Origin of the sequence: Kitasatospora purpeofusca (assembly GCF_034043715.1) — a bacterium.
Lineage (GTDB): Bacteria > Actinomycetota > Actinomycetes > Streptomycetales > Streptomycetaceae > Kitasatospora > Kitasatospora purpeofusca_A.
The window spans coordinates 30,722-54,631 of record NZ_JAXCLC010000063.1; the positions used below are offsets into that span (position 1 = coordinate 30,722).

The 23,910-nt window shown below is 75.2% G+C and carries 13 protein-coding genes and 1 tRNA gene; 3 read left to right on the forward strand and 11 right to left on the reverse strand.

The window, feature by feature from the left end; genetic code table 11:
- Nucleotides 1–26: 26 nt before the first annotated feature.
- The 11 genes from SM793_RS27530 to SM793_RS27580 all read right to left on the reverse strand — a co-directional run bounded on the left by SM793_RS27530 (nt 27) and on the right by SM793_RS27580 (nt 21,552).
- Nucleotides 27–1,211 carry a cytochrome P450 gene (locus SM793_RS27530; protein WP_320440987.1) on the reverse strand — a complete coding sequence of 395 codons (1,185 nt, stop codon included), beginning with the start codon at nt 1,209–1,211 and terminating at the stop codon, nt 27–29.
- Nucleotides 1,205–2,173 carry a thioesterase II family protein gene (locus SM793_RS27535; protein WP_320440988.1) on the reverse strand — a complete coding sequence of 323 codons (969 nt, stop codon included), beginning with the start codon at nt 2,171–2,173 and terminating at the stop codon, nt 1,205–1,207. The genes SM793_RS27530 and SM793_RS27535 overlap by 7 nt, the downstream gene beginning before the upstream one ends.
- Nucleotides 2,170–4,011, reverse strand: a complete 1,842-nt coding sequence (locus tag SM793_RS27540; protein ID WP_320440989.1) for a non-ribosomal peptide synthetase — start codon at nt 4,009–4,011, stop codon at nt 2,170–2,172. The genes SM793_RS27535 and SM793_RS27540 overlap by 4 nt, the downstream gene beginning before the upstream one ends.
- Nucleotides 4,012–4,189: 178 nt before the next feature.
- Complete coding sequence (locus SM793_RS27545; RefSeq protein ID WP_320440990.1) at nt 4,190–8,695, reverse strand: non-ribosomal peptide synthetase; 4,506 nt, start codon at nt 8,693–8,695, stop codon at nt 4,190–4,192.
- A 44-nt stretch (nt 8,696–8,739) separates the two neighbouring features.
- The gene (locus SM793_RS27550) at nt 8,740–13,566 is read right to left on the reverse strand and encodes an amino acid adenylation domain-containing protein (protein ID WP_413816044.1); all 4,827 of its coding nucleotides are present in this window, start codon (nt 13,564–13,566) and stop codon (nt 8,740–8,742) included.
- 270 nt (nt 13,567–13,836) lie between these two features.
- On the reverse strand, nt 13,837–15,099 hold the full coding sequence (locus tag SM793_RS27555; protein WP_320440992.1) for a glutamate synthase-related protein: 1,263 nt from the start codon (nt 15,097–15,099) through the stop codon (nt 13,837–13,839).
- A 40-nt stretch (nt 15,100–15,139) separates the two neighbouring features.
- Nucleotides 15,140–16,150 carry an asparagine synthetase A gene (locus SM793_RS27560; protein WP_320440993.1) on the reverse strand — a complete coding sequence of 337 codons (1,011 nt, stop codon included), beginning with the start codon at nt 16,148–16,150 and terminating at the stop codon, nt 15,140–15,142.
- Complete coding sequence (locus tag SM793_RS27565; protein WP_320440994.1) at nt 16,147–17,496, reverse strand: methylaspartate mutase; 1,350 nt, start codon at nt 17,494–17,496, stop codon at nt 16,147–16,149. Before SM793_RS27565 ends, SM793_RS27560 begins: the two co-directional genes overlap by 4 nt.
- Entirely contained in the window at nt 17,493–18,053 is a 561-nt protein-coding gene (locus SM793_RS27570; protein WP_320440995.1) for a cobalamin B12-binding domain-containing protein, read from the reverse strand. Before SM793_RS27570 ends, SM793_RS27565 begins: the two co-directional genes overlap by 4 nt.
- A 190-nt stretch (nt 18,054–18,243) precedes the next feature.
- Nucleotides 18,244–19,503, reverse strand: coding sequence for a helix-turn-helix domain-containing protein (locus tag SM793_RS27575; RefSeq protein WP_320440996.1), 1,260 nt, complete (start codon nt 19,501–19,503; stop codon nt 18,244–18,246).
- A gap of 405 nt (nt 19,504–19,908) precedes the next feature.
- Entirely contained in the window at nt 19,909–21,552 is a 1,644-nt protein-coding gene (locus SM793_RS27580; RefSeq protein WP_320440997.1) for an alkaline phosphatase D family protein, read from the reverse strand.
- A 351-nt stretch (nt 21,553–21,903) separates the two neighbouring features.
- Between SM793_RS27580 and SM793_RS27585 the strand changes: the two genes are divergently transcribed.
- The 3 genes from SM793_RS27585 (at nt 21,904) to SM793_RS27595 (ending at nt 23,703) form a co-directional block, all read left to right on the forward strand.
- Nucleotides 21,904–21,977, forward strand: a tRNA-Met gene (locus SM793_RS27585).
- A gap of 254 nt (nt 21,978–22,231) precedes the next feature.
- Nucleotides 22,232–23,164 carry a class I SAM-dependent methyltransferase gene (locus tag SM793_RS27590; protein ID WP_320440998.1) on the forward strand — a complete coding sequence of 311 codons (933 nt, stop codon included), beginning with the start codon at nt 22,232–22,234 and terminating at the stop codon, nt 23,162–23,164.
- Entirely contained in the window at nt 23,161–23,703 is a 543-nt protein-coding gene (locus tag SM793_RS27595; RefSeq protein ID WP_320440999.1) for a hypothetical protein, read from the forward strand. The genes SM793_RS27590 and SM793_RS27595 overlap by 4 nt, the downstream gene beginning before the upstream one ends.
- Nucleotides 23,704–23,910 lie beyond the last annotated feature (207 nt).

The window sequence follows — 23,910 nt, forward strand, 5'->3', positions numbered from 1 at the left end:
GGCGTTCGGGGCGCTCCCGGCGCAGGTCAGCGCGGGGTCAGCCGGACCGGGAAGCGGTCCAGGCCGAAGTTGATGATCGAGCGGTTGTACTCGACCGGACCGGCCGGTTCGATCGTCGCCGCCCGCTCCAGCGCCGCCGAGAACAGCGCGCTCAGCTCGGCCTTCGCCAGCGGCGCGCCGATGCAGTAGTGGGCGCCCAGGCCCAGCGCCAGGTGCTTGTTGGGCGAGCGGTCGAGCCGGATCTCCTCCGGCGCCTCGAACGCCTCCGGGTCCCGGTCCGCCGACCACACCCAGACCGCGACCCGGTCGCCGCGGCGGATCTGCCGCCCCGCCAGCTCGATGTCCCGGGTCGCGGTGCGCAGCGTGTGCAGCCCGACCGAGGTCCAGCGCAGCAGCTCGTCCACGGCGGAGTCCATGTCCACCTCGCCGCGCTGCAGCGCCTGCCAGAGGTCCGGCCGGTGGACCAGGGTGTGCAGGCCCATCGCGGCGGTGTGGCGGACCGTCTGGACGCCGCCGACGACGATGTTGTCCAGGTTGAGCACGACGTCCTCGACCGGCATCAGCCGCCCGTTGACCTTGTAGGTGGCCATCATCGAGATGAGGTCGTCCCTGGGGTCGGTCCGCCGCAGCATCACCTGGTGCATCAGGTAGGGGATCAACTGCTGGTGCCCGGCCCGCCGTTCCTCCGGGGTGGCGCCCAGGAAGGCCACGTCGCAGACCCGGACCATCATGTCGCGGTCCTTCTCCGGGACGTCCAGCAGGTCGCACATGACGGCCAGCGGCAGTGCGGAGACCACGTCGACGAGGTCGGCCTCGCCCTGCTCCACGGCCCGGTCGAAGAGCTCGCCGGCCCGCTCGGCGATCGAGCGGGAGGCTCCGCGCACGCCGCCCTTGGAGAAGAACGGGTTGGCGGGCGCCCGCAGTTCGCGGTGCTTGGGCGGGTCGGTGAGGGCCATCATCCGGCCCGAGCCGACCGGGACGTTGCCGACCCCGGCGCCCAGCAGCGAACCGGACTCGGAGCTGAACACGGCCGCGTTGCGCAGGACGTCGGCCGACTCCTTGTAGGTCATCACCGACCAGATCGGGCCGTCGTCCAGGCTCTCGGTGCGGTGGACGGGCGCCTCGCGGCGCAGCTCGGCGACCAGGGCGGGGGTATCGGGGTGCGCCCACAGGGCGGGGTCGGTGAGATCGACGGAGGTGGTGGTCACCATGACGGCTGCTCCTCGGTGGCGGTGGCGGTGGCACTGGCGGTGCTGGACGTGGGGTCGGCCGCCGCGCGGCCGGAGAGCAGGGAGGTCAGGAGGTCGACCGGGCCGGGCCGGTCGACGGTGGCGAGCAGGTGCCCGCCGGGCAGGACCAGTTGCTCGAAGGCGCCCCGGGTGTGGGCGGCCCAGCCGGAGAGGTCGGTGGTGGCGAGCATCGGGTCGTCGGCCCCGGCCAGCGCGCACAGGGCGGAGGCGAGCGGCGGGTGCGGGCGGTGGCGGTAGGTGGCGCTGACCGCGAGGTCGGTGCGGATACCGGCGAGGGCGAGTTCCACCAGCTCGGGATCGGCGCTGACCAGCTCCTCCAGGCCGGTGAGGCGCAGGAGTCGGGCCGCGTCGAGGTCCTTGGACTCCCGCTCGCTCCACTCGGCCGGGCTGGGCGCCCCGGCCACCACCACGAGCCCGGCGCGGCGGTCGGCGGGCAGCGCCCGGGCCACCTCGTAGGCGAGCAGGGCGCCGAAGCTCTGGCCGTAGAACGCGGCCCGGCGGCCGGGGGCGAGGTGCGGGGCGATCGCCGCGGCGACCTCGGCCGCCAGCGCGGCGAAGTCGGCGGGCATCGGGTCGCGGCTGCGACCGCCGCGGGCCGGCGGGCGCAGCGCCCAGACCTCGGCGGCGGGGGCGAGGGCCCGGGCCAGCGGGGTGAAGGCGGTGGCGTCGCCGCCGGCGTGCGGGAAGCAGAACAGCCGGACGGGGGCGTCGGGTCGGGGCGCGGGGAGGAGGAACCAGTCGCCCTCGATCCGCGGGCGGGTGGCGGTGGCGGCGCGGGCGGGAGTGACGGCCGGGGCGGTGGCAGGGGCGCGGCGGACGGGCGGGGTGGCGCGCAGCGGGGTGGTGGGCAGCGAGGCGGCGGCCGGGCGCGGGCGCGCGGTCAGCGGCGGGCGCGGGGCAGCGCCGGGGGTCGTCGGGTTCATCGGACGGCCGGGCGGCGGGCGGTGAGGGCCGGGCGGGCGGCGGCAGGGCCGGCCTCGGCGGCGCGCAGCACGGCCTCGGTGAACGCGGCCAGGTCGGCGGCGTCCAGCAGGTGCCGGAGCTGGAGTTCGACGTTCAGCTTGCGGCGCAGCAGGTGCACGACCCGCAGCGCGGCGAGCGAGTGGCCGCCGAGCGAGAGGAAGTCGTCGGCGGGCAGCACCTCGGGGACGCCGAGCACGGTCCGCCACACCTCGGCGACCTGCTCCGCCACTCCCCCGCCGGTCGCCTCCGGCGCCGCCTCGGCGGCCGGGACCGGCAGCGCCCGGTGGTCGACCTTGCCGTTCGGGGTGAGCGGCATCGCCGCCAGTACGGTCACGGTGGCCGGCACCAGGTGCGCGGGCAGGGTGCGGCGCAGTTCGGCCAGCAACGCGGCGGGCGCGGCGGCCGTCCCGGTCACGTACGCGGCCAGGCGGGTGTCGCCGGGGGCGGGCTCGTGCACGGTCACCGCGGCGGCCGTGACGCCGTCCAGCGCCGCCAGCGCGTGCTCGACCTCGCCGAGTTCGATCCGGAAGCCGCGCAGCTTGACCTGGCGGTCGACCCGGCCGACGTACTCGAGCAGGCCCTCGGCGGAGCGGCGGGCCTGGTCGCCGGTGCGGTACATCCGGGCGCCGGGCGCGGTCGCGAACGGGTCGGCGACGAAGCGGCCGGCGGTCAGCCCCGGCTGTCCGGCGTAGCCGTGCGCGAGGCCGGGCCCGGCGAGGTACAGCTCGCCGACCGTGCCGGTCCCGGTGACCGGCCGCAGCCGCTCGTCCAGCAGGTGGACGCGCACGCCGGGCAGCGGCTCGCCCAGGTGCGGGCCGGGGCCGGTGATCCGGGCGGTGATCGCGTCGACCGTGCACTCGGTCGGCCCGTACAGGTTGAAGGCGTCGATGCCGCCGTCCGCGAGTTCGCGCCAGGTGCCGCCGGGGACGGGCTCGCCGCCCATGAACAGGCGCGGCACGGCGGCGCCGGTCAGCTGCTCGCGCAGCAGTTGCCAGTGCGACGGCGTCAGGTCGAAGTCGGTGACGGCGTGCTCGGCGAGCAGCGCGGCCAGCCGGGCCGGGTCGGCGCGCCGGGCGTCGTCGACGACCACCAGGGTGTCGCCCCGGCAGATCCGGATCCACTGCTGGACGGAGGCGTCGAAGGAGACGCTGGCGTTCCAGGCGACGACGGACGGCCCGGGCCGGTAGGCGCCGGCCTGCTCCAGGCCGGCCGCGAGGTCGGCGACGGCGCCGTGCGGCACCTCGACGCCCTTGGGGCGGCCGGTGGAACCGGAGGTGTAGATGACGTAGGCGGAGTCCAGCGGGTCCGGGGCGAAGGCGGCGGCGTCGGTCTCCTCGACAGGAGCGGCGGCGTCGGGGCGGAGCACCGGGACACCGGCCGGGACGGGCGGGGCCGCCTCGGCGCTGACCACGGCGGCGAGCCGGGCGTCGGCGGCCATGAAGGTGATCCGCTCGGCCGGGTAGGCCGGGTCGAGCGGGACGTACGCGGCGCCGGCCCGCCAGACGGCGAGCAGCGCGACCGGCAGGTCCAGGGTGCGGGCGAGGTGGACGCCGACCTTGTCGCCGCGGCGCACGCCGCGGGCCCGGAGGGCGGCGGCGAGGGCGGCGGTGCGGCGGTCCAGGGCGGCGAAGTCGAGGCTGCCGTCGGCGGCGTGCACGGCGGTCCGCGCCGGGTGGGCGGCGACGGCGGCGCGCAGCCGGGCCAGCAGGTCGGCGGGAGCGGCGGGGGCTTGGGCCCCGGGAGCGGCGGCCCCGGGAGCGGCGGGGGTGGTGGCGGCCGGATCGGCGAAGGTGGTCACGGCGGGGTACTCCTCGATCTCGATGAGGTCGGACAGGGGCGGCGGTGCAGGTTCAGCGGGTCCAGCGGTGGTGCGAAGTCAGAGGGGCACGCGGCGAGGGGGCAGGGAGGGGTGGGGCCGGGCACCGGACAGCTGCCCGCGGTCGGGCACCGGCGCCACCCCTCGTCGACGAACCCGGTCAGACCTCCCGGGCGAGCCGGGCCAGGGCGCCGGTGTAGGTGTCGATGAACTCCTCCGCCGTGGCGTCGTCCACCAGCGCCCGCTGGTGGTCCACCGCGAGCAGCACCCGCTGCGAGGCCGGGTCCTGGATCAGCGAGGCGCCGAAGGTGAAGCTGTTGGGCTCGTGCCGGTAGGTGGGTTCGCTGCCGATCCGGCCGTCCTCGATCCGGGCCGCGCTGAGCCGGCCCAGGGCGTGGAAGCGCAGGTAGCCGAACTGGCTGTCGAGCGCGGTGTCGGCCATCATCCGGGCCAGCCGGGCGAACGGCACCCGGCGGTGCGGCATCATGTCCAGCTCCTCCCGGTGCACGTGCCGCACCAGTGCCGCGAGGTCCTCGCCCGGTTCGGCGACCAGCGGCACGGTGTTGAGGAAGAGCCCGTAGACCTCGGTGCCGCCGAGCCGTTCGAGCCGGCCGTTCATCGCCAGCCCGGTGGTGACCCGCCGCCGTCCGGTGATCCGGGCGAGGGCGTACAGGTGGGCGGCGAGCGCGACGGACTTGACCGGGACGCAGAGCGCGTCGGCGACGGCGCGCAGCTGCCCCGGCGCGTCGGGGAGCACCCGTTCCACGGTGCGCGGCAGCTCGTGGACGTCCTCACTGCCCGGCCAGAGCTGGCCGGTGGCGCCGTCGAGCCGCCGGTGCCAGTACGCGAGCGAGTCCCGGTCGGTGGTGGCCGCGCGTTCGACGGCCACGAAGTCGCGGAAGGCGGTGCGCGGCGGCGGGGCGGGGGCGGTGGCCGGGTCGGCGGTGAGCGCGGTGTGCCGTTCGAGGATCTCGGTGAGCAGAGAGGTGAAGCTCCAGCCGTCCAGGATCGCGTGGTGCTCGGAGACGGTGAGCTGGAAGGCCCGGTCGGCGAGCCGCTGCACGGTGATCCGGAACAGCGGGGGTTCGGCGAGGTCGAACGGCCGGTCGCGGTGGTCCTCGAAGACGGCGCGGACCTCCGGGTCCTGTTCCGTCCCGGGCCGGTCGCGCAGGTCGGCGAACTCGACCGGGGCGGGCAGGGTGCCGTGCACCAGTTGGAGCGGTTCGCCGTAGCCGGACAGGTCGAGGCCGGTGCGCAGCACGGCGTGGCGGGCCATCGCCTCGTTGACCGAGCGGCGGAACGCGGTCTCGTCGAGGTCGCCGCTGATCCGGTAGGAGTTGACGTTGTGGTAGCTGTCGGTGCCGCCGGCGACCTCCATGTGGAAGACCATCGACAGCTGCATGGACACCATGGGGTAGGCGTCGACGATCCCGGGCGGCAGCTCCGCGCGGTCCTCCTCGTCGATCAGCGCGAACGGCGGGTCGGCGCCGGGGTCGGCCTCGACGGGCCGGGCGAGCGGGAGCAGGGCGGCGACGGTGGGCGCGTTGAAGACGTCCCGCAGCGTGACCTGCCAGCCCCGGTCGTGCAGGGCGCCGGCCAGTTGGACGGCCCGGATCGAGTCGCCGCCGAGGTGGAAGAAGTCGTCGTGGACGCCGATCCCGGACACCCCGAGCACCTCCGTCCAGACGGCGGCGAACAGCTCCTCCTCCGGGCTGCGGGCCTCGACGTGCCGGCCGGCCCGGGTGGGCGCGGCGCGGCCGGGGGCGGGCAGCGCGGCCCGGTCGACCTTGCCGTTGACGGTCAGCGGCAGCGCGTCCAGCACGGTGACGCTCGCCGGGACCATGTAGGCGGGCAGCGAGCGGCCGAGGAACTCGTGGACGTCCGCCGGGGCGCGGCCGGTGACGTAGGCGGCGAGCCGGTCCTCGTGGACGGTCACCACGCAGGCGTCGACCTCGGGATGGGCGGCGAGGGCGTTCTCGATCTCGCCGAGTTCGATCCGGAAGCCGCGCAGTTTGACCTGGAAGTCGGCGCGGCCGACGTATTCGAGGCCGCCGTCCGGCAGCCGCCGGGCGACGTCGCCGGTGCGGTAGAGGCGGGCGCCGGGCGGTCCGGCCGGGTCGGCGACGAAGCGGCCGGCGGTGAGGCCGGGGCGCCCCCAGTAGCCGTGGGCGAGGCTGCCGCCGCCGATGTACAGCTCGCCGGGCACCCCGGGCGGGCAGGGCCGCAGCCAGTCGTCCAGGACGGCGGCGGTCAGGTGCGGCATCGGCTCGCCGATCAGGCTGCGTTCGAAGCCGGCGCCGCCCTCGGCCACGTCGTGGATCGTGACGTGCACGGTGGTCTCGGTGATGCCGTACAGGTTGCACAGCCGGGCGGGCGGCAGCGGGTCGAGGTCGTGCCAGCGCTGGACCACGCCCGGGTCGAGTGCCTCGCCGCCGAGCATGATCCAGCGCAGGGCGGGGAGGGCGCGGGGGCGGCGGCGCAGGGCCGGTTCGAGCTGGCGCAGCGCGGACGGGGTGAGGCAGAGGTGGGTGACCCGCTCGGTGTCGAGGAGTTCGGTGAACTCCTCGGGCGAGCGGCTGGTCAGGTAGGGGACGACGAGCAGCCGGGCGCCGTGCAGCAGCGCGCCCCAGAGTTCCCAGACGGTCCAGTCGAAGGCGTAGCTGTGGAAGAGCGTCCAGGTGGTGTCCGGGCCGAAGCCGAAGTGCTCGCGGCCGGAGTCCAGCAGCCGGCTGACGTGCTCGTGGGCGACGGCGACGCCCTTGGGGCGGCCGGTGGAGCCCGAGGTGAAGATCAGGTAGGCGAGGTCGCCGGGGCGGCCGACGGCGGGCGGGCGGGTGTCGGGGCGGGCGGCGACCTCGGCGGCGCCGGCGCTGCCGGGGGTGAGGTCGAGGGTCTGCCAGGGGCCGTCGGGGGCCCGGTCGGGGCGGTCGGTGAGGACGGCCCGCACGGCGGTGTCGGCGAAGACCAGGGCGGCCCGGTCGGCGGGGGCGGTGAGGTCGACCGGCACGTAGGCGGCGCCGGTCTTGAGGACGGCGAGGATCGCGACCGGCACGGCGGCGGTGCGTTCCAGCAGCAGGCCGACCCGGTCGCCGGGGCGGACGCCGCGTTCGGTCAAGGTGTGCGCCAGCCGGTTGGCGCGGCGGTCGAGTTCGGCGTAGTCAAGGCGTTCCCGCCCGTTGTCGACGGCCGGGCGGTCGCCGTGCGCGTCGGCGGCCCGTTCGAAGAGGTGGTGCAGGCAGTGGCCGTCGTCGAGGCGGGCGGGGCGGGGCCGGGCCCCTGCGGCGGGGGCGGCGGCGGGGGCGGCGGTGAGCCGCAGCACGGTGGCGTCCGGGTCGGCGAGGGCGGCGTCCAGCAGGGCCGCGTAGTCGGCGGCCAGCCGGCGGACGGTGCCGGGGTCGAACAGGTCGCCGTTGTACTCGGCCTCGCCGCGCATCTCCCCGCCACCGTCGCCGACGGGTTCGAAGACCGACCAGGTGAGGTCGAACTTGCTGGTGCCGTTGGCGCGGACGGTGCGGCGGGCGGCGGCCGGGCCGAGGGCGAGCGGGGTGTTGTCCTCGCTGTGGGCGCCGAACACCACCTGGACCAGCGGCGGGTGCTGCGGGGTGCGGGCGGTGCCGAGGTGGTCCACCAACTGGTCGAAGGGCAGGTCGAGGTAGCCGAAGGCGTCGAAGGCGCCGTCCTGGATGTCGGCCAGCAGCCCGCGGAAGCCCGCGTCGGGGGCGAGCCGGATCCGCAGGGGCAGCAGGTTGACGAAGTAGCCGAGCAGGTCGGCGAGTTCGGGGCGGTTGCGGATGGTGACGGGGGTGCCGACGAGCAGGTCGTCGGCGCCGGTCCAGCGGTTCAGCAGCAGGGCGAAGACGGCGAGCTGGACGGTGAAGGGGGTGACGCCCTCCTGTTCGGCCAGCGCCCGGACCCGGGCGGCGCTGCCGGGGGCGAGGCCGAAGTGCTCGGTGCCGCCGCGCTCCCCGCGCTCGGCCGGCCGGGGGCGGTCGCCGGGCAGGTCGAGCAGGGTCGGGGCGCCGTCCAGGCGGTCCTTCCAGTACGCCAGGTGCTCCTCGTAGGAGGTGTGCCGCTCCTCCTCCGCCCAGTCCGCGTACTGGGTACCGAGGGCGGGCGCCTCTGCGGTCCGGCCCTCGATCAACGCCCGGTAGTGCTCGGTGAGTTCACGCTCGAAGAGATCGGCCGACCAGCCGTCCCAGATGATGTGGTGGACGACGAACAGCAGGGTGGTGCGCTCGTCGGCGAGCCGGAGCGCCTCGGCGCGCAGCAGCGGGCCGGCCGCGAGGTCGAACGGCTCGGCGGCCCGTTCGGCGATCAACTCCTCGGCGCGGGCGTTGCGTTCTCCCTGCGGCAGGGTGCGCAGGTCGGTGACGGCGAGCGGGACGGCGAGCCCGGGGTGGACGTGCTGGCGGGGGCCGTCGGGGTGCAGGGCGAAGGTGGTGCGCAGCACCTCGTGCCGGGCGGTGACGGCGTCCAGGGCCCGGGCCAGCAGGTCGAGGTCGAGCGGGCCGGTGACCTCGTACGTCCAGGGGGTGGTGTAGGTGACGGCGCCGGGGTCGAGGCGGTCGAGGAACCAGAGGCCGCGCTGGAGGCCGGAGGCGGGCGCGGTCCTCACGGCGTCGGCAGTGGCGGCGGTGTCGGCGGCCGGGGTGTCGGACGGGTGCACGGCCTCGTTCCCTTCGGTGCGAGCGGTGTCGGGGCGGCCCGTCATCACGAGGCCAGCCGTTCGGCGATGGCGCCCACGGTGCGGCCGCGGAACACCACGTGCGGCGGGACCTTGGTGCCGGTCTCCTGCGAGAGCCGCATGGCGACCCGCACGGCGGCCAGCGAATTGCCGCCGATCCGGAAGAAGTTGTCGTCCGGGCCGAGGTCGCCCGGCAGTTCCAGGACGGCCCGCACGGCGTCGGCCACCAGCCGCTGGCCGGGGGTGAGCGGGTCGGCCGGGGCTTCGGCGCGGCGCTCGGCGGGCGCGGGCAGCGCCTTGCGGTCGACCTTGCCGTTGGGGTTGAGCGGCAGCGCGTCCAGCACGTCGACGGTCGCGGGCACCATGTGCTCGGGCAGCAGCGCCGCCAGGTGGTCGAGCAGTGCCTCCGGGCCGGTCGGGCCGGTCGGTCCGGTCCGTCCGGTCTGCCCGGTTGGTCCGGTCGGGCCGGCCTCGGGGTCGAGGGTGACGTAGGCGGCGAGCCGGTGGTCGCCCGGGGTGGGCTCGTGCACGGTGACGGCGGCCTCCCGGACGGCGGGGTGGCGGGTCAGCGCATCCTCGATCTCCCCGGGCTCGACCCGGAAGCCGCGGATCTTCACCTGGTCGTCGATCCGGCCGGTGATCTCCAGCAGCCCGTCCGGCCGCCGGTGGCCGAGGTCGCCGGTGCGGTAGAGGCGTTCGCCGGGGGCGCCGAAGGGGGCGGCGACGAAGCGTTCGGCGGTCAGGGCCGGGCGGCCGAGGTAGCCGTGGGCGAGGCCGCCGCCGGCCGCGTACAGCTCGCCGGTGGTGCCGTCGGGGACGGGTTCGAGCCGCTCGTCCAGGATGTGCACCGCCTTGCCGTGCAGCGGGCGGCCGATCGGGATCGCGGCGCCGGCGGCGTCCTCGGCGGTGGCGCGGTGGCAGGTGGTCAGGCCGAGGCTCTCCACCGGGCCGTAGCCGTTGGCGACCACCAGCCCCGGATACTGGTCGAGCGCCTTGCCGACATGGGTGACCGAGGCCCGCTCACCGGCCGTGAAGGCCACCTTGAGGTCGTCGTACGTCGCCGGGAACTCCTCCAGCAGGAAGTTGAACAGGCTGGCGGACAGCTGGAGCTGGGTGACGCCGTGGCGGCGGGTGAGCTCGGCGATCGCCTGCGGGTCGGGCCGCTGGCCGGGCTGGAGCACGCACACCCCGCCGAAGGCCAGGGCGCCGTACAGCTCCAGGGCGAAGGCGTCCCAGGACACCGGGGAGCACTGCAGCCACACCTCGTCGGGGCCGAAGCGGGCGTAGTCCTGGCCGAGGTAGGTGGCGGTGAGCGCGCGGTGCGGCACGGCGACGCCCTTGGGGCGGCCGGTGGAGCCGGAGGTGAACATCACGCAGGCGAGGTCCTCGCCGCCGACCGGCACGCCCGGGTCGTGATCGGGGCGGGCGGCGATCGCGGCGGCCTGCGCGTCCAGGTCGAGGTGGCGCCCGACCGGGAACGGCGGGCTCGCGTGCCGGTGGGTGACCAGCAGCGCGGCGGCGCTGTCGGCGACCGCCCCGGCCAGCCGCTCGGCCGGGAAGTCCGGGTCGAGCAGGGTGTAGGCGGCGCCGGTCTTGAGCGCGGCCAGCAGCGCCACCACCAGGTCCGGGCCGCGCTCGACCAGGACGGCGACGGTGTCGCCGCGGCCGGTGCCGGACTCGGCCAGGTGGTGGGCGAGCCGGTTGGCCCGGGTGTTCAGCTCGCCGTAGGAGAGCCGCTGCTCGCCGGAGACCAGGGCGAGGGCCTGCGGGGCGTCGGCGGCCCGGGCCTCGACCAGGGCGTGCACGGGCGTCCCCACGGCGGTGGCGAGGGTGCCCAGCCAGGCGTCGCACAGCTCCGCCATGGTGGCGGCGTCGAACAGGTCGGAGTCGTACTCGAACCGGCCGGTGAAGTCGGTGCCCCGGTCGTCGACGGAGATCGACAGGTCGAACCGGGAGACCGGGTTGGAGTACAGCTCCCGGGTCACCTCGATGCCGCCGACGGTCAGCGGGCGGGAGTCCAGCGGGTGCAGCTCCAGCAGCACCTGGCAGAGCGGGTTGCGGTTCTCGGCCCGGTCGTCCGGGCGCTCCTCCAGGACGCTCGCCGCGATGTCGTCGAACGGCGCCTCCTGGTGGCGGTAGCCGGCGATCGCCACCTCGCGGACGTGCCGGACCAGCCCGCGGAAGTCCACGCCCTCGTCGAGCCGTACCCGCAGCGGCAGCAGGTTGACGAAGTAGCCGATCAGGGCGTCGAGTTCGGACCGGCCCCGGACGCTGACCGGGGAGCCGAGGACGAGGTCGCGCTGTCCGGTCCGGCGGTGCAGGGTCAGCGCGAGGGCGGCCACCAGCACCATGAACGGGGTGGCGTCCTCGCTGCGGGCCAGCGCGCGGACGGCCTCGGCGACCGGGCGCGGCATGGCGAAGCGGTGGAAGTCGCCGCGGAACTCCTGGACCTCGGGCCGGGGGTGGTCGGTCGGCAGCACCGGCTCCGTCGGGGCGCCGGCCAGGTGCTCGCGCCAGTGGGCGAGTTGGCGCTCGGCGGTCTCCTGGTCCCGGTACTGCCAGGCACTGTGGTCGGCGTACTGGACCGCCGGCTCGGGCAGGGCGGCCGGACGGCCGGTGGCCGACTCCTCGTACAGGGCGGCGAGTTCGCCCTCCAGCACGGGCAGCGACCCCTCGTCCCAGACGATGTGGTGGCAGAGCAGCAGCAGGGTGGCGGTGTCGCCGGTGCGGTAGAGGTGGGCGCGCAGCAGCGGGCCGGTCTCCAGGTCGAAGGGGACGAGCGCGGCCTCGGCGACCAGCGCGTCCACCCGTCCGGCCTCGGTGTCGGTGACGGTGAACGGCACCTCGGCGGCGGGGCGGACCACCTGCCGGGGGCCGTCCTCGGTCAGCTCGAAGGTGGTGCGCAGCGCCTCGTGCCGGGCCACCACGCCCGCCAGCGCCCGGTGCAGCCGCTCCGGGTCGACCGGGCCGGCGAAGCGGAACACCCAGGGCACGTTGTAGGTCGGCGCGTCGGGGTTCATCCGGTCGAGGAACCACAGCCCGCGCTGGTACTTGGACAGCGGCGCCGAGGTGGCGCCGGCCCGGGTCAGCGGCGGGCGCTCGCCGCCCGCGGAGGCGGCGGCGGAGGCGGTGACGGCGGCGGCGAACCCGGCCAGCGTCGGGGCGTCGAAGATGGCGTACGGGGAGATCATGCCGAAGGCGTCGAAGACCCGGCCGACCACCCGTACGGCGGTGAGCGAATCACCGCCCAGGTGGAAGAAGTTGTCCTCGGCGCCGACCTCGGGCACCCCCAGGACGTCCGCCCAGACGGCGGCGATCAGTTGTTCGGCGGGGGTGCGCAGCGGGCGCCCGGCGGGGGCGGCGGCGGGCTGCTCGGCCTGCGGCTCGGGCAGGGCGGCGCGGTCGACCTTGCCGCCGGCGGTCAGCGGGAAGGCGTCCAGCACGGTGACGGTGGCCGGGACCATGTGCTCGGGCAGCCGCTGGGCCAGGTGGGCGCGGAGCGCGCCCTGGTCCGGCGCCGCGCCGGTGACGTAGGCGGCGAGCCGGCCCTCGTGGGCGACCACCACGGCGCCGACCACGTCCGGGTGGGCGGCCAGGACCTGTTCGATCTCGCCGGGCTCGACCCGGAAGCCGCGGATCTTCACCTGGTGGTCGGCGCGGCCGACGAACTCCAGCGGGGCGTCCGGGGCCGCGCGCCGGACGACGTCGCCGGTGCGGTACATCCGGGCGCCCGGCTCGGGCGCGAAGGGGTCGGCGACGAAGCGGCCGGCCGTCTGGCCGGGTCGGCCGTGGTAGCCGGAGGCGAGCAGCGGGCCGCCGAGGTAGAGCTCGCCTGCCGCACCGGGAGCGGTGACGGGCCGCAGCCGGTCGTCCAGCAGATAGGCGCGGCGGTCACCGAGCGGGGTGCCGATCGGGACGGACCCGGCGCCCTGCTCGGTGGGACCGGCCAGCCGGTGGGTGGTGGCGGTGACGACCGTCTCGGTCGGGCCGTAGGCGTTGAGCAGCGGCACCCCGGTGGCGTCCCACCAGGTGGCGGCGGCGTCGGGGTGGAGCCGGTCGCTGCCGGAGACCATCAGCCGCAGGGTGCGGGGCGCCCGCTCGCGGCCCCGGTCGCGCACGGCCGGTACGACCTCCTGGAAGTAGCCGGCGGGCAGGTTGGCGACGGTGACGCCCTCGGTGTCCAGCAGGTCCAGCAGGGCGTCGGGGGCGAGCAGTTGCCGCTCCGGGACGACCAGGCAGGCGCCTACGGAGAGAGCGGTGAGCACCTGTTCCACGGCGACGTCGACGGTGGGGCGGGCGAGGTGCAGCACCACGTCCTCGTGGGTGAGGCCGAAGCGCTCGACGGCGGCGGCCAGGTGGCCGGTGAGGGCGGCGAGCGGGACGTGCACGCCCTTGGGGCGGCCGGTGGTGCCGGAGGTGTAGACGAGGTAGCCGGCGGTGGCGGGCGGCTCGTCGGGCAGGTCAGCCGTGCGTGGGCCGGCCGGCTCGCCGATCAGCTCTCCGGTCAGCTTTCCTACCGGTTCTCCGGTCAGCTCGTCGGTCAGCTCGCCGTCGGTGAGGGCGAGGGTGGCGCCGGCGTCCTCGCGGATCCAGCGGTTGCGCTCCTCCGGGGCCTCCCGGTCCAGCGGCAGGTAGGTGGCACCGGCGCGGAGCGCGGCGAGCAGGCCGACCAGGTGGTCGAGCCGGTCGCGGCCGGTGACGGCGACCGTGCGGCCGGGGGCGATCCGGGCGGCGAGGGCACCGCTCAGCTCGTCCAGCTCCCGGTAGCGGACGGTCCGCCCGCCGAGCCGGACGGCCGGTCGGTCCGGGAACCGGCGCGCGACGGATATGAAGGGGAAACCGCGAGATTCCATCATCCAACCCCGATGAATTTAACGACGCTGCGGGCAGTGGTCTCGACGATAGGCGCGCCTTCCGGGGCCGATCGGCAGAATCCCCGGAAGACCATCGGCAGTTTGAACTGCCGCTTGCTGGGCCGGAGTTGCCGCAGACGCAGACGGCCCGTCGGGGCGCACGGAGGCGCCGCGACGGGCTCGCGGGAATACGGTCTGCGATTGTCGGTGAGGCGAGGGCGAGGCGAGTTCGAGGTGGGGGCGAAGCGGAGGAAAGGGGGGCGGGAATTCCTACGGGAATTCCGGGGACCACACGTCCGCGCGCTCCAGCGCGCCCGGCGTGTACTTCCCGAGCGCGCTGATCAGCAGCCGCAGCTCCAGGGCCAGGCAGTCGGCGAAGCGGATCAGCCCGTCCTCCGGGTCCTCGGCGACGGCGAGCAGGGCCGCCCGGCCCAGGCCGACCGCGCGGGCACCCAGCGCCAGGCTCTTGACCGCCCGGCCGCCCTCCCACATCCGCCCCGAGACCAGCAGGCAGGGCGGCGGCCCGGCGGCGGCCAGCCGGCGCAGGCACTCCGCCAGCGGCAGGCCGACCTGGGCCGGGAAGACGCCCGGCGCCCAGCCGGTGCCGCCCTCCGCGCCGTCCACGGTGACGGCGTCCGCCCCCGCCTCGGCGGCCACCCGGGCGGCCTCGGCGACGTCCCGGCCGGGGTGCAGCTTCACCCAGATCCGGGCCCGGGGGAAGTTGTTGCGCATCAGCCGGACCTGCTGGCGCAGGATCTCGGCCGTGAAGGTGCCGGGCGTACTGGCGCGCAGCACCCGGCCGTCGTCGCCGAAGACCGGGTCGATGCCGTAGCGGTCGCCGAGCCGTTCGGCGTCCGCGGCGTCCAGCACCGTCATCCCGCCGAGCCCCGGCTTGGCGCCCTGGCCGACCTTCAACTCGAAGGCCAGGCGCCCGGATTCGAGCAGCGGCAGGGCCGCCGGGTCGCTGTGGACGAGGTTCCACACCTCGGCGTCGGCATCCTCGGTGGACTGCTGGACGGCCACCCCGCCCAGCCCGTCCGGGAGTTCCGCGGCGTAGGCGCGCAGCCGGCCGAGCAGGGCCCGGTCGGCGGCCTCGCCGAGCCGGCCGTAGCCGTTCACCGGGACGACGTTCTCGCCGATCACCATCGGCAGACCGAGCGCGCCCGCCTGCCGGCTCAGCGCCAGGCCGATGTCGCCACCGGCCGCCCGGGTGGAGCCGGTCGCGGACACGTACACCGGCAGGGCGGAGCTGAACCCGCCTATCGTGGTGTTGAGTTCGACGTCCCGGTAGTCCGGTTCGCGGCCCAGGTCGATCAGCCGGGCGAGGCGCTGCGGCACGAACACCGGCGGCACGATCCGCAGGGCGTCGAGCGCGTCCCCAGTGTCCGGGCCCAGTTGTCCGGCCGGCGGCCGCTCGGCGCCGAGCAGCACCTGCCCGTAGCTGCCGGGCGGCGGGAAGGCGGCGGCCGTCCCGGCCCTGGCCCGGTGCCGGACCTGCTCCTCCGGGAAGCCGGGTGCCGAGAGGTCGCTCATGCGCCCGCCCCCGTCCGGCCACTCCGACCGCTGCGTCCGCTCACGGCGACACCACTCCCGCCAGCTTCGGGAAGGCGCTGGCCTGCCAGACCGCGTCCAGCCCGGCGACGTAGCGGGTCAGCCGCTCCACCCCGATGCCGAAGCCGGCACTGGCGGGCACACCCTCGCGGACCAGGTCCAGGTACCAGCGGTACTTCTGCGGGTTCTCGCCGGTCTCGCGCATCCGGGTGATGATCTCGGCGTAGTCGTTGGTGCGCTGGCTGCCGCTGCACAGCTCGCCGAAGCCCTCGGCCGCGATCAGGTCGAAGTTCCGCAGCAGGCCCGGGTCCTCCGGGTTCTCCCGGTCGTAGAAGCCGCGCGAGCCCTTGGGGTAGTCGGTGACGAAGAACGGCCGGTCGCGCCGGGCGGAGAGCAGCGCCTCACCGGCCCAGTCGAGTTCGGCGTCCGGGCTCTGCGGGTGGCCGAGGCCCTGGAGCTCCGCCACCGCCTCGGCGTGCCGCATCCGGCCGAAGGAGCCCTTCAGCAGCTCGGCGAACGCGTCGGTGTCGCGGCCGAGTTCGGCGAACTCCTTGGGCAGCTCGCGGACCGCGCTGCCGACGACGTGCGCCACCAGCTCCTCCAGCAGCCGCACCACGTCGTCCCGGGTGGCACCCGCCACCTCCACGTCCAGCTGGTGGAACTCCACCAGGTGGCGGTTGGTCCCAGCGGTCTCCAGCGGCTCCAGCCGGACGTTCGGCGCGATGCAGAAGATCTTGTCGAAGGCCAGCAGCGAAGCCTGCTTGTAGAGGATCGCGCTGGTCATCAGCTTGTAGCGGTGGCCGTAGAAGTCGATGTCGACCTGCTTGGAGCCGCGCGAGCCCGGGTCGGTGACCGGGCCGATGACCGGCGGGAGCAGCTCGGTGAAGCCCCGGCCGCGCAGGAACTCGCGGGCGGCGAACAGCAGCTGGTGCTGGATCCGCAGGGCGGCCCGGGTGGTCGGGGAGGTCAGGTGGCGGCCGGGCTCGGGGAGCGTCGTGGCGCCGGTCGCGGGGGTGGGCCCGTCGGTGGTCATGGCGTGGTGTGTCCCAACTCTCGTGGTGCGGCGGGTGATCGGTCGAGGTCCGGGGTCTCGGCGGCGCGACTGTCGTAGCTCCACTGGACGTGGGAGAGCGCGCCGAGCAGGTCGGCGGAGCCGAGAATCGGCGGTCGCGGGCCGCCGGACAGGCCGGCGATCGGCATCGAGCCGACGTTCGACCAGTGCAGCCGCCCGTCCGGCCCGAGCGAGCTGCGGGCCCGGCCCGCGTTGTCGGGGTGCAGGCAGTAGGGCACGTCCAGGTAGCCGGCCGCGAAGGCGCGGACCAGGGCCCGGCCGATGTCGGTGTCCAGCTCCAGCACCGCGCCGATCAGCGCCCGTGCCTCGGCCTCGATGCCGGTGTCCGGGACGGCGGTGAGCGGCGGGCGCAGGCGCTCCGCGGCGGCGGCAGCGGCGGCCGTCTCCAGCGCCGTCACGTTCTCGCCGACGGTCGGGATCCGGTGCGCCTCGGCCGTCGTCTTCACGATCAGCCGGGCCGCGCCGGTGCGCACCGCCAGCCGGGCCGCGTCCTCCAGCAGCAGCCGGGCCCCGCCGGGGGTGCGCGGGAACACGCCCATGTAGGCGTAGAGGACGAGGTGCCGGTCGACGTCGGGCAGCAGCTCGTCCGCGAGCCGGCCGAGCACCGTGAGCGCCTCCTCGTCCTGCCCCCGGTCCGGCTGCTGGGCGTAGCTGAGCGAGATGCTGCGCAGCCCGTGCTGGCGGAAGAACAGCGCCTCCAGCACGCTGACCGCGATCAGCAGACTGGGCGGGCAGAGCTGCCCCATCAGACAGCCGCCGAAGGTCTCCAGATGCGGCTCGGCGCCGAACTCCCTCAGAGCGGCGAGGAGTTCGCAGCTGCGCCGCCAGCAGGCCACCGCCTCGCTCAGCGGGGTGCGGCTGTACGGCAGGCAGTAGGAGACCGGGCCGCCCTCGGTCGCGTCCAGGCCGACCGCGAGCAGCGCCCTGATGATGTGCTCGGGCATCGCCGAACCGTGCCGGACCTGCACCGGGAAGCGGGCGTCCGCGATCCCGCGCAGCACCGCCCGGGTGACGTCCGCCGGGTGGCTGGCGATCGGGTAGCCGTTGAGGCCGACGCCCTCGGTGAGCGCGCTCCGGGCGGCGGCGAGGTCCCCGGTGCGGGTGTAGCTGTCCAGGGTGATGGTGCCGACCGTGGTGGCGGCGGCGCCCCGGGTGGCGAGCAGGCCGTCGCGCATCCGCAGCGGGTCGGCCATGCCCATCCGGGGCTGGACCACCAGGGTCCCGGCGGCCCGGGCGCGGGCGACGAAGGCGCCGAAGCCGGGGGTGGCGGGGGCGTCCCCGCGCGGCGCGGTGGCGAGGCCGCTCATCGCAGCACCCCGGAGGCGGTGGCGGCGGGCAGGGTTCTGGGGGCGGCGGCGGCGGGCAGGGTCCTGGGGGCGGTGGGCAGCGCACGGTCGGCGCGCAGTACCCGCCCGGCGGGGGCGGGCAGTGCGCCCAGGAAGGAGCGGAAGTCGGCGACCGAGCGCCCCTCCTCGAACACCCCGTCGTACCCGGCCGCGAGCAGCGACCGCTGCCGGTCCGGGTCGCCGGAGCCGGCGATGCCGAGCTTGCCGCCGATCACCACCGGGGTGGCGGCCAGTTCGGGGCAGGCGCGGAGCGCCGGGATCACCCGCAGGCCATCGTGGTAGCCGTGACCGTTGACGCTGCTCAGCACGATCAGGTCGGGCCCGGTCCGGCGGCACTCGGAGACCAGCAGCTCGTCCGGCACACAGGCACCGAGGTTGGTGACCCGGTGGCCGAGCTCCTCCAGCAGCAGCTGCAGGAAGACCAGGTTCCAGGTGTGCGAGTCCGAGGCCATGGTCGTCACGACGACGTCCAGACCGGCCGGTTCGGCCTCTCCGCGCTGCGGCTCCAACTGGTTCACGGCGCAAACCCTCTGTAGTCGGTGGGTGGTGGGAGTCCCGGCCGGGCGGCGCCGGCGACCGGCTCGCCCGGCCTGAGCAGAACGCTAGGCAGGATCCGGCGGGCGGACCGGCAGCTCGTCCGGCAAGTGACGGGCAGTATCGGGACCGGGCGGCGCCTCGCCACTCGGCGGTGCCCGGCCGCCCGGCGGTTCAGCCCGCCGCGGCCAGCACCGGGTACGCCCCGGCGCCGCCGAACAGCCGGCGGCAGAGGTTCAGCACGGTAAAGCGGACGCCGTCCCGGGCCGGCACGCTGCGGATCAGCCCGCTGGCCAGCAGTTCGTGCACGGCGGCCAGCGACTCCTGCGGCGGCCGTCCGCTCAGCTCGACGGCGTCCTCCCCGGACCAGTCCCCCGGCTCGGCCGCCAGCCGCTCCAGCAGGTCGCGCTGGCCCAGCGTCAACCGGTCCACCGCCGCGTCCAACGCCTCGCCCACGCCCCCGCGCCCGCCGAAGCCGGCCGGCGGCGGCCCCAGGTGGAACGGCCCGTCCGCCATCCGCGCCACCAGCTGGCGCGGCGAGAGCACCGTCGACCAGCCGGCGGCCAGCTCCAGGGCGCCGGGCAGGCCGTCCAACTGCCGGCAGAGCGCGGCCACCGCGGGCGCCTCCTCCGGTTCCAGCCGGTACCCGGGGCGCAGCCGCCGCAGGTGCGACAGCAGCAGCCGGACGGCGCCCACCTCGGCCAGCGCGGCCGGGTCGTGGTCGAGTTCAGGTCCGGGGGTGGGCAGCGGGGCGAGCGGGACCACCTGCCCGCCGGGCAGCGGCTGCGCGACCCGGGCGGTGATCAGCACACTGAGACCGGGGCAGCGCTGGAACAGCTCGTCCAGCAGGGCGGCCTCCACCCCGGCGTCGGCGCCGTCCAGGACCAGCAGGGTCGGGCGGGCGCCGATCGCCCCGACCAGGTCGGCCCGGCGCTCGGGGCCCATCCCGGGCTGGCGGGCCCAGTCGATCCAGCGCACCGACCAGCGGGCGGTCAGGTGCAGCCGGCGGGCCACCTCCAGCACCAGTCGGGTCTTGCCGACCCCGCCGAGGCCGGCCACCGTCACCAGCCGGTCGCCGTGCACGGCGAGGGCCTCGGTGAGCACGTCGATCTCCGGCTCGCGGCCGACGATCGCACCCCGCGCGACCGGCGGCGCGGTCGGCTCCTCGCGCGGCTCCTCGGCGAGCGCCTGGCGGCGCGCGGCCGCCTCGAACACCGAGCGGCTGCGGCCCTCCAGCCGCAGCGCGTCGGCGAGCAGCCGGACCGTCTCCTGCCGGGGGCGCTGGACCCGCCCGCTCTCCATGTCGCGGATCGCCCGGACGCTCAGTGTCGCGTGGTCGGCGAGCACCTGCTGGGTGAGGCCGATGCGCTCGCGCCGGATCCTGAGCAGCTCGCCGAAGCCCGCCGTCGACTGCAGGGTGTGACCGCCGTCCATGCTCCGTCCGCCTTCCGTGGGTTGGCCAAGTACCGGGGACCAGGGGCCCGCGCCCCCCGCGAGGCGGGGCCCGAGGGCGGCGCCGGACGGTGGTGACCGTCGGACCGGCTATCCCCTGGCGCCGATGGTCCACGGCCCGGCTCTACGACCGATCAACGGCCGATCACCACAGGTTCACGACACCTCCGCATCGCCCACGAACCCTCCGGAGATGTGGCGGTTCGGCGCGGGAGCGGCCACTCGGGGCGGGAGCGGCCGCACGGGGCGGGAGCGGCCGCACGGGGCGGGATGGTCGAAGAAGGACGGCGGAACGGGACCGGCCCGGGCGTACCGCATCGGGGAACGGTACGACCGGGCCGGTGGCTCGGGGCGGAGCGGAGCAGGACGGGACGGGACCGGAAGGCGTCAGGCGCGCTGGAGACCCGGGTTGTACGCCTCGCTGACGAAGGAGGCGGCGGTGGACACCGTGCCGCCGGGGCGGGTGATGTGCGAGACCACCCGGTAGTCGGCGCGGGCGTGTTCCTCGTCGAGCGTGATCGCGGTGTAGCCGCGCCGCCCGTCGTAGAACTTCAGGTGCGGGTTGGCGGCGGTCAGGGTGGCCCAGTTGCCCGGGTGCTCCGCGCCGTCCCCGTCGCTGGCGATCGAGGTGCCGACGATCTCCACGCCGACGGTCCGCGAGTCCGGGTCGTCGAAGTCGCGCTTGACGTCCATCGCGTAGGCGACGTGCACGTCCCCGGTGAGGACGACGAGGTTCTCGACGCCGATGTCCTCCACTCCGGCCAACAGCCGTTCGCGGGCGGCCGGGTAGCCGTCCCAGGCGTCCATGGACAGCTTGGAGACCTCGGCGGTGGTGTTCTTGCGTCGGGAGAGCACCACCTGCTGCGGCACCACGTTCCACACCGCGCGGGAGCTGCGGAAGCCGTCCAGCAGCCAGCGCTCCTGGGTGGCGCCCATCAGGGTGCGGCGCGGGTCCGCCGACTCCGCGGTGGGGAACTGCCAGCCGTCGCCGTTGGCCTGGTCGGAGCGGTACTGGCGGGTGTCGAGGATGTCGAACTGCGCCAGCCGGCCGTAGTGGTGGCGGCGGTACAGCTTGAGTTCGGTGGCGTTCGGCTGCGGCATCCGCAGCGGCATGTTCTCCCAGTACGCCCGGGTGGCGGCGGCACGGCGGGCGACGAAGGCCTCCGGGGACTGGCCCTTCTCGGGGATGCCGGCCGCGTAGTTGTTCTCCACCTCGTGGTCGTCCCAGGTGACGTACCAGGGGAAGGCGGCGTGCGCGGCCTGGAGGTCGGGGTCGTTCTTGTAGAGGGAGTAGCGCAGGCGGTAGTCCGCCAGGGTGGTGGTCTCGTGGGCGAACAGCGACGGCAGGGTGCGGTCGGTGTACTTGCGGTCGCCGCCGGCGGCGTCGATCCCGTACTCGTAGATGTAGTCGCCGACATGGAAGACGGCGTCGAGGTCCTCCTCCGCGAGGTGCTTGTACGCGGTGAAGTAGCCGTCCTCGTAGGCCTGGCAGGAGACCAGGCCGAAGCGGACCCGGTCGATGTGGCGGTTGCGGGCCGGGGCGGTGCGGGTCCGGCCGACCGGGCTGGTCCAGGCGCCCGCCCGGAAGCGGTACCAGTACACCCGGTCCTGGTCGAGGCCGTCGACGTCCACGTGCACCGACCAGTCGAACTCGGCGTGGGCCCTGGCGGTGCCGCGCCGGGCGACCTTGCGGAAGCGCTCGTCCCGGGCGACCTCCCAGTCCACCCTGACCAGTCCGGCCGGCGGCAGGCCGCTGCCGGGCTCCAGCGGGCGGGGCGCGAGGCGGGTCCAGAGCACCACCGCGTCGCCGAGCGCGTCACCGGAGGCGACGCCGAGGGTGAACGGGTTCTCGGTCAGGGTGCGGGGCGCGAGTTCGGCGTCGGCGGCGTGGGCGCTCGGCAGTTCGGTGGTGAACGCGAGCGCGGCGGCCGCCGAGGCGACCGTCAGGAAACGGCGACGGCCGAGGCCGAGCCGGGCGGCGGCCTCGGTCAACCGCCGGTCGGGCGAGGGCTGCTGGTCTGTGCGGGCCATGGACTGGACTGCCTTCCGTACGCGGGGGCCGGCCGGCTGGGCACACCGGCTGTGTACGGAGGGAAATTGGACTGGACCGTGCGGTACGGCGGGCGTCGGGGCATCGGCGGACAGGTGATCATCACGTGATCACAGCGGCCGGATCGGACAATCGGGAGATTCTCCCCGGGAGTTGCGCGCCGAATTCCACACCGGATTCGTACCGAGTGGGGCGGCCGGCGCGGACCCGCCCGCCCCACTCGGCCCGCCGGTCCTGCCCGCACGCAGAGGGACGAGCGCCGCCGGGGCGGACCGTGCGGGAACAACCGATTCGCTTTCCACCGGCCGAGTGCGTAAGGTCGTGTTTACCGACGCGGGGTGGAGCAGCTCGGTAGCTCGCTGGGCTCATAACCCAGAGGTCGCAGGTTCAAATCCTGTCCCCGCTACTCAGTAGCAACGAAGGCCCGGAGGATCCGTCCTCCGGGCCTTCGTCATTCCCGGAACCTGAAACAGGACGGGACCGTGGCTGATCTGCGGTGGGACTGTCGGCGTACTCCGGAAACTGCTCCGCAGGGTACAGAGCGGCGTGCACCACTCGAAACGTGTCCGTGGAGGGGCGTTGAGAGGAGGCCGCTGCTTGGCACGGCGGCCGGGCTCGGTGGGAAAGAGAGCCCCGTAGCAGCGCCGTAGAGTGCTCCGTGTGCCTCCGCTTGAGATCTCTGACCTGATCACCGCAGTCGACCCGGCCACCGGACGACGGCTGCCGGTTCGGCGTGCCGAGGTCGTCGAACGGCTGCACGCGCACGGCGACCGGCGGGCCGCCAGGATCGTGGCGGAGCTGCCCGCCGACCAGGACGGAGTACTGGACGGGGTCGCCGTGGACCGGCTGCTGATCAGCGTGCACACCGAGCTGCAGCGCCTGAGCGAGGAACTGCGCATCGGCGAGCGCCTCGTCCACCTGCTCCGCCCGCTGTTCACCGCGATCCGGGCCTCAGGTGTGCCGGGGCCGTATCGCCTGGTCGACATCGGTTGCGGGCTGGGCTACCTGGTCCGTTGGCTGGCGGCCACCGGCGCCCTTGCTCCGGACGTCGAGCTGCTGGGGGTCGACCTCGACGCGGCGCTGGTCGGCGAGGCAGGGCGTTTGGCCCGGGACGAGGAACTGCGCTGCCGCTTCGTCCACGGCGACGCCTTCGCGCTGCCGGAGGCCGCCACCGTGTACGTGTCCACTGGTGTGCTGCACCACTTCCCCGAGCCGGCGCTGACGGACTTCTTCGCAGCCCAGGGAGCCTCCCCTGCCCTGGCGTTCTGTCACTACGACATCGCCGCGACCGGCCTCGCCCCCATCGGCGCGTGGATGTTCCACCGCGCCCGGATGCGCCACCCGCTGGGCCGACACGACGGCGTCGCCTCCGCCCGGCGGGCCCACAGCGACGAGACCCTGCTGCGGACCGCCGCAGCCTCGGGCATGCGGCCACTGCTCTACGAGCCCCGACGCGTCGCCAACCCCTTCTGCACCACCCTGCGCCCGGTCCTCGGCCTGCGCCCGCACCTGGAAGCACCCCTGCGCCAGGCCCTTGGCCGCTCCTCCCGCCGGCTCCTGGGCCCCGAGCAGCTCGCACCGGCCGCCCCATGACGCCCGCCCTGCCACTGGCGGTACTCGGCGCAGTCGACGCGGCATTCAGCGGTTTCCGCGCCTATGCCGGCTACGACGCCCGCATCCGCAAGCATCGGGCCAACACGCGCGCCGCCCTGCGCGGACTGGCCGTCGGGACCGTCCTGTTGCTCGGCCCCGCAGTGACCGCCGTCCTCCAGCTGCTCACCGCCGCCGACCCGCAGCGCGCCTACGCCGCGCTGACCGCCGGCGGCTTGGGCTACCTGCTCCCGCTCACCCTCTACGCCACCGCGGTCCTCCTCTCGCTCGCCGCCTACTTTCTCCTGCCGTTCCGCGCCAGCACCCTCGCCATGGTCATCGGACTCGGCCCGCTCACCCTCCTACGCCCCTTGGCCATCGCCGCCGCATGCCTCGGCGCGCTCCTCAACGGTGGCGGCTGGGCCTCCCTCCTGGTCGGCGCAGTGGCGGGCGCAGCAATGCTTTCCGTCGAGCCCCTCGTCCATCACCACTGGTACCGCCCCGCCCACGAGACCGGATGCTCGAGAAGATCCAGGGGCTGATCATGATCGACCGCAGGCGTTGCCAACGCGGCCCGGAAGGTTGCTGACCAGTTGCTGGAGATCGACCGACAGTGCTGACGCAGCCGTGGAACCCAGACGTGCGGGAACAACCGATTCGCTTTCCACCGGCCGAGTGCGTAAGGTCGTGTTCACCGACGCGGGGTGGAGCAGCTCGGTAGCTCGCTGGGCTCATAACCCAGAGGTCGC

What these genes read in the sequence shown, in the direction of transcription:
- SM793_RS27580 (WP_320440997.1), bottom strand. Translation starts at nt 21,552, where the DNA reads ATGGCCCGCACAGACCAGCAGCCCTCGCCCGACCGGCGGTTGACCGAG.
- SM793_RS27550 (WP_413816044.1), bottom strand. Translation starts at nt 13,566, where the DNA reads ATGGAATCTCGCGGTTTCCCCTTCATATCCGTCGCGCGCCGGTTCCCG.
- SM793_RS27575 (WP_320440996.1), bottom strand. Translation starts at nt 19,503, where the DNA reads ATGGACGGCGGTCACACCCTGCAGTCGACGGCGGGCTTCGGCGAGCTG.
- SM793_RS27595 (WP_320440999.1), top strand. Translation starts at nt 23,161, where the DNA reads ATGACGCCCGCCCTGCCACTGGCGGTACTCGGCGCAGTCGACGCGGCA.
- SM793_RS27560 (WP_320440993.1), bottom strand. Translation starts at nt 16,150, where the DNA reads ATGACCACCGACGGGCCCACCCCCGCGACCGGCGCCACGACGCTCCCC.
- SM793_RS27530 (WP_320440987.1), bottom strand. Translation starts at nt 1,211, where the DNA reads ATGGTGACCACCACCTCCGTCGATCTCACCGACCCCGCCCTGTGGGCG.
- SM793_RS27555 (WP_320440992.1), bottom strand. Translation starts at nt 15,099, where the DNA reads ATGAGCGACCTCTCGGCACCCGGCTTCCCGGAGGAGCAGGTCCGGCAC.
- SM793_RS27565 (WP_320440994.1), bottom strand. Translation starts at nt 17,496, where the DNA reads ATGAGCGGCCTCGCCACCGCGCCGCGCGGGGACGCCCCCGCCACCCCC.
- SM793_RS27535 (WP_320440988.1), bottom strand. Translation starts at nt 2,173, where the DNA reads ATGAACCCGACGACCCCCGGCGCTGCCCCGCGCCCGCCGCTGACCGCG.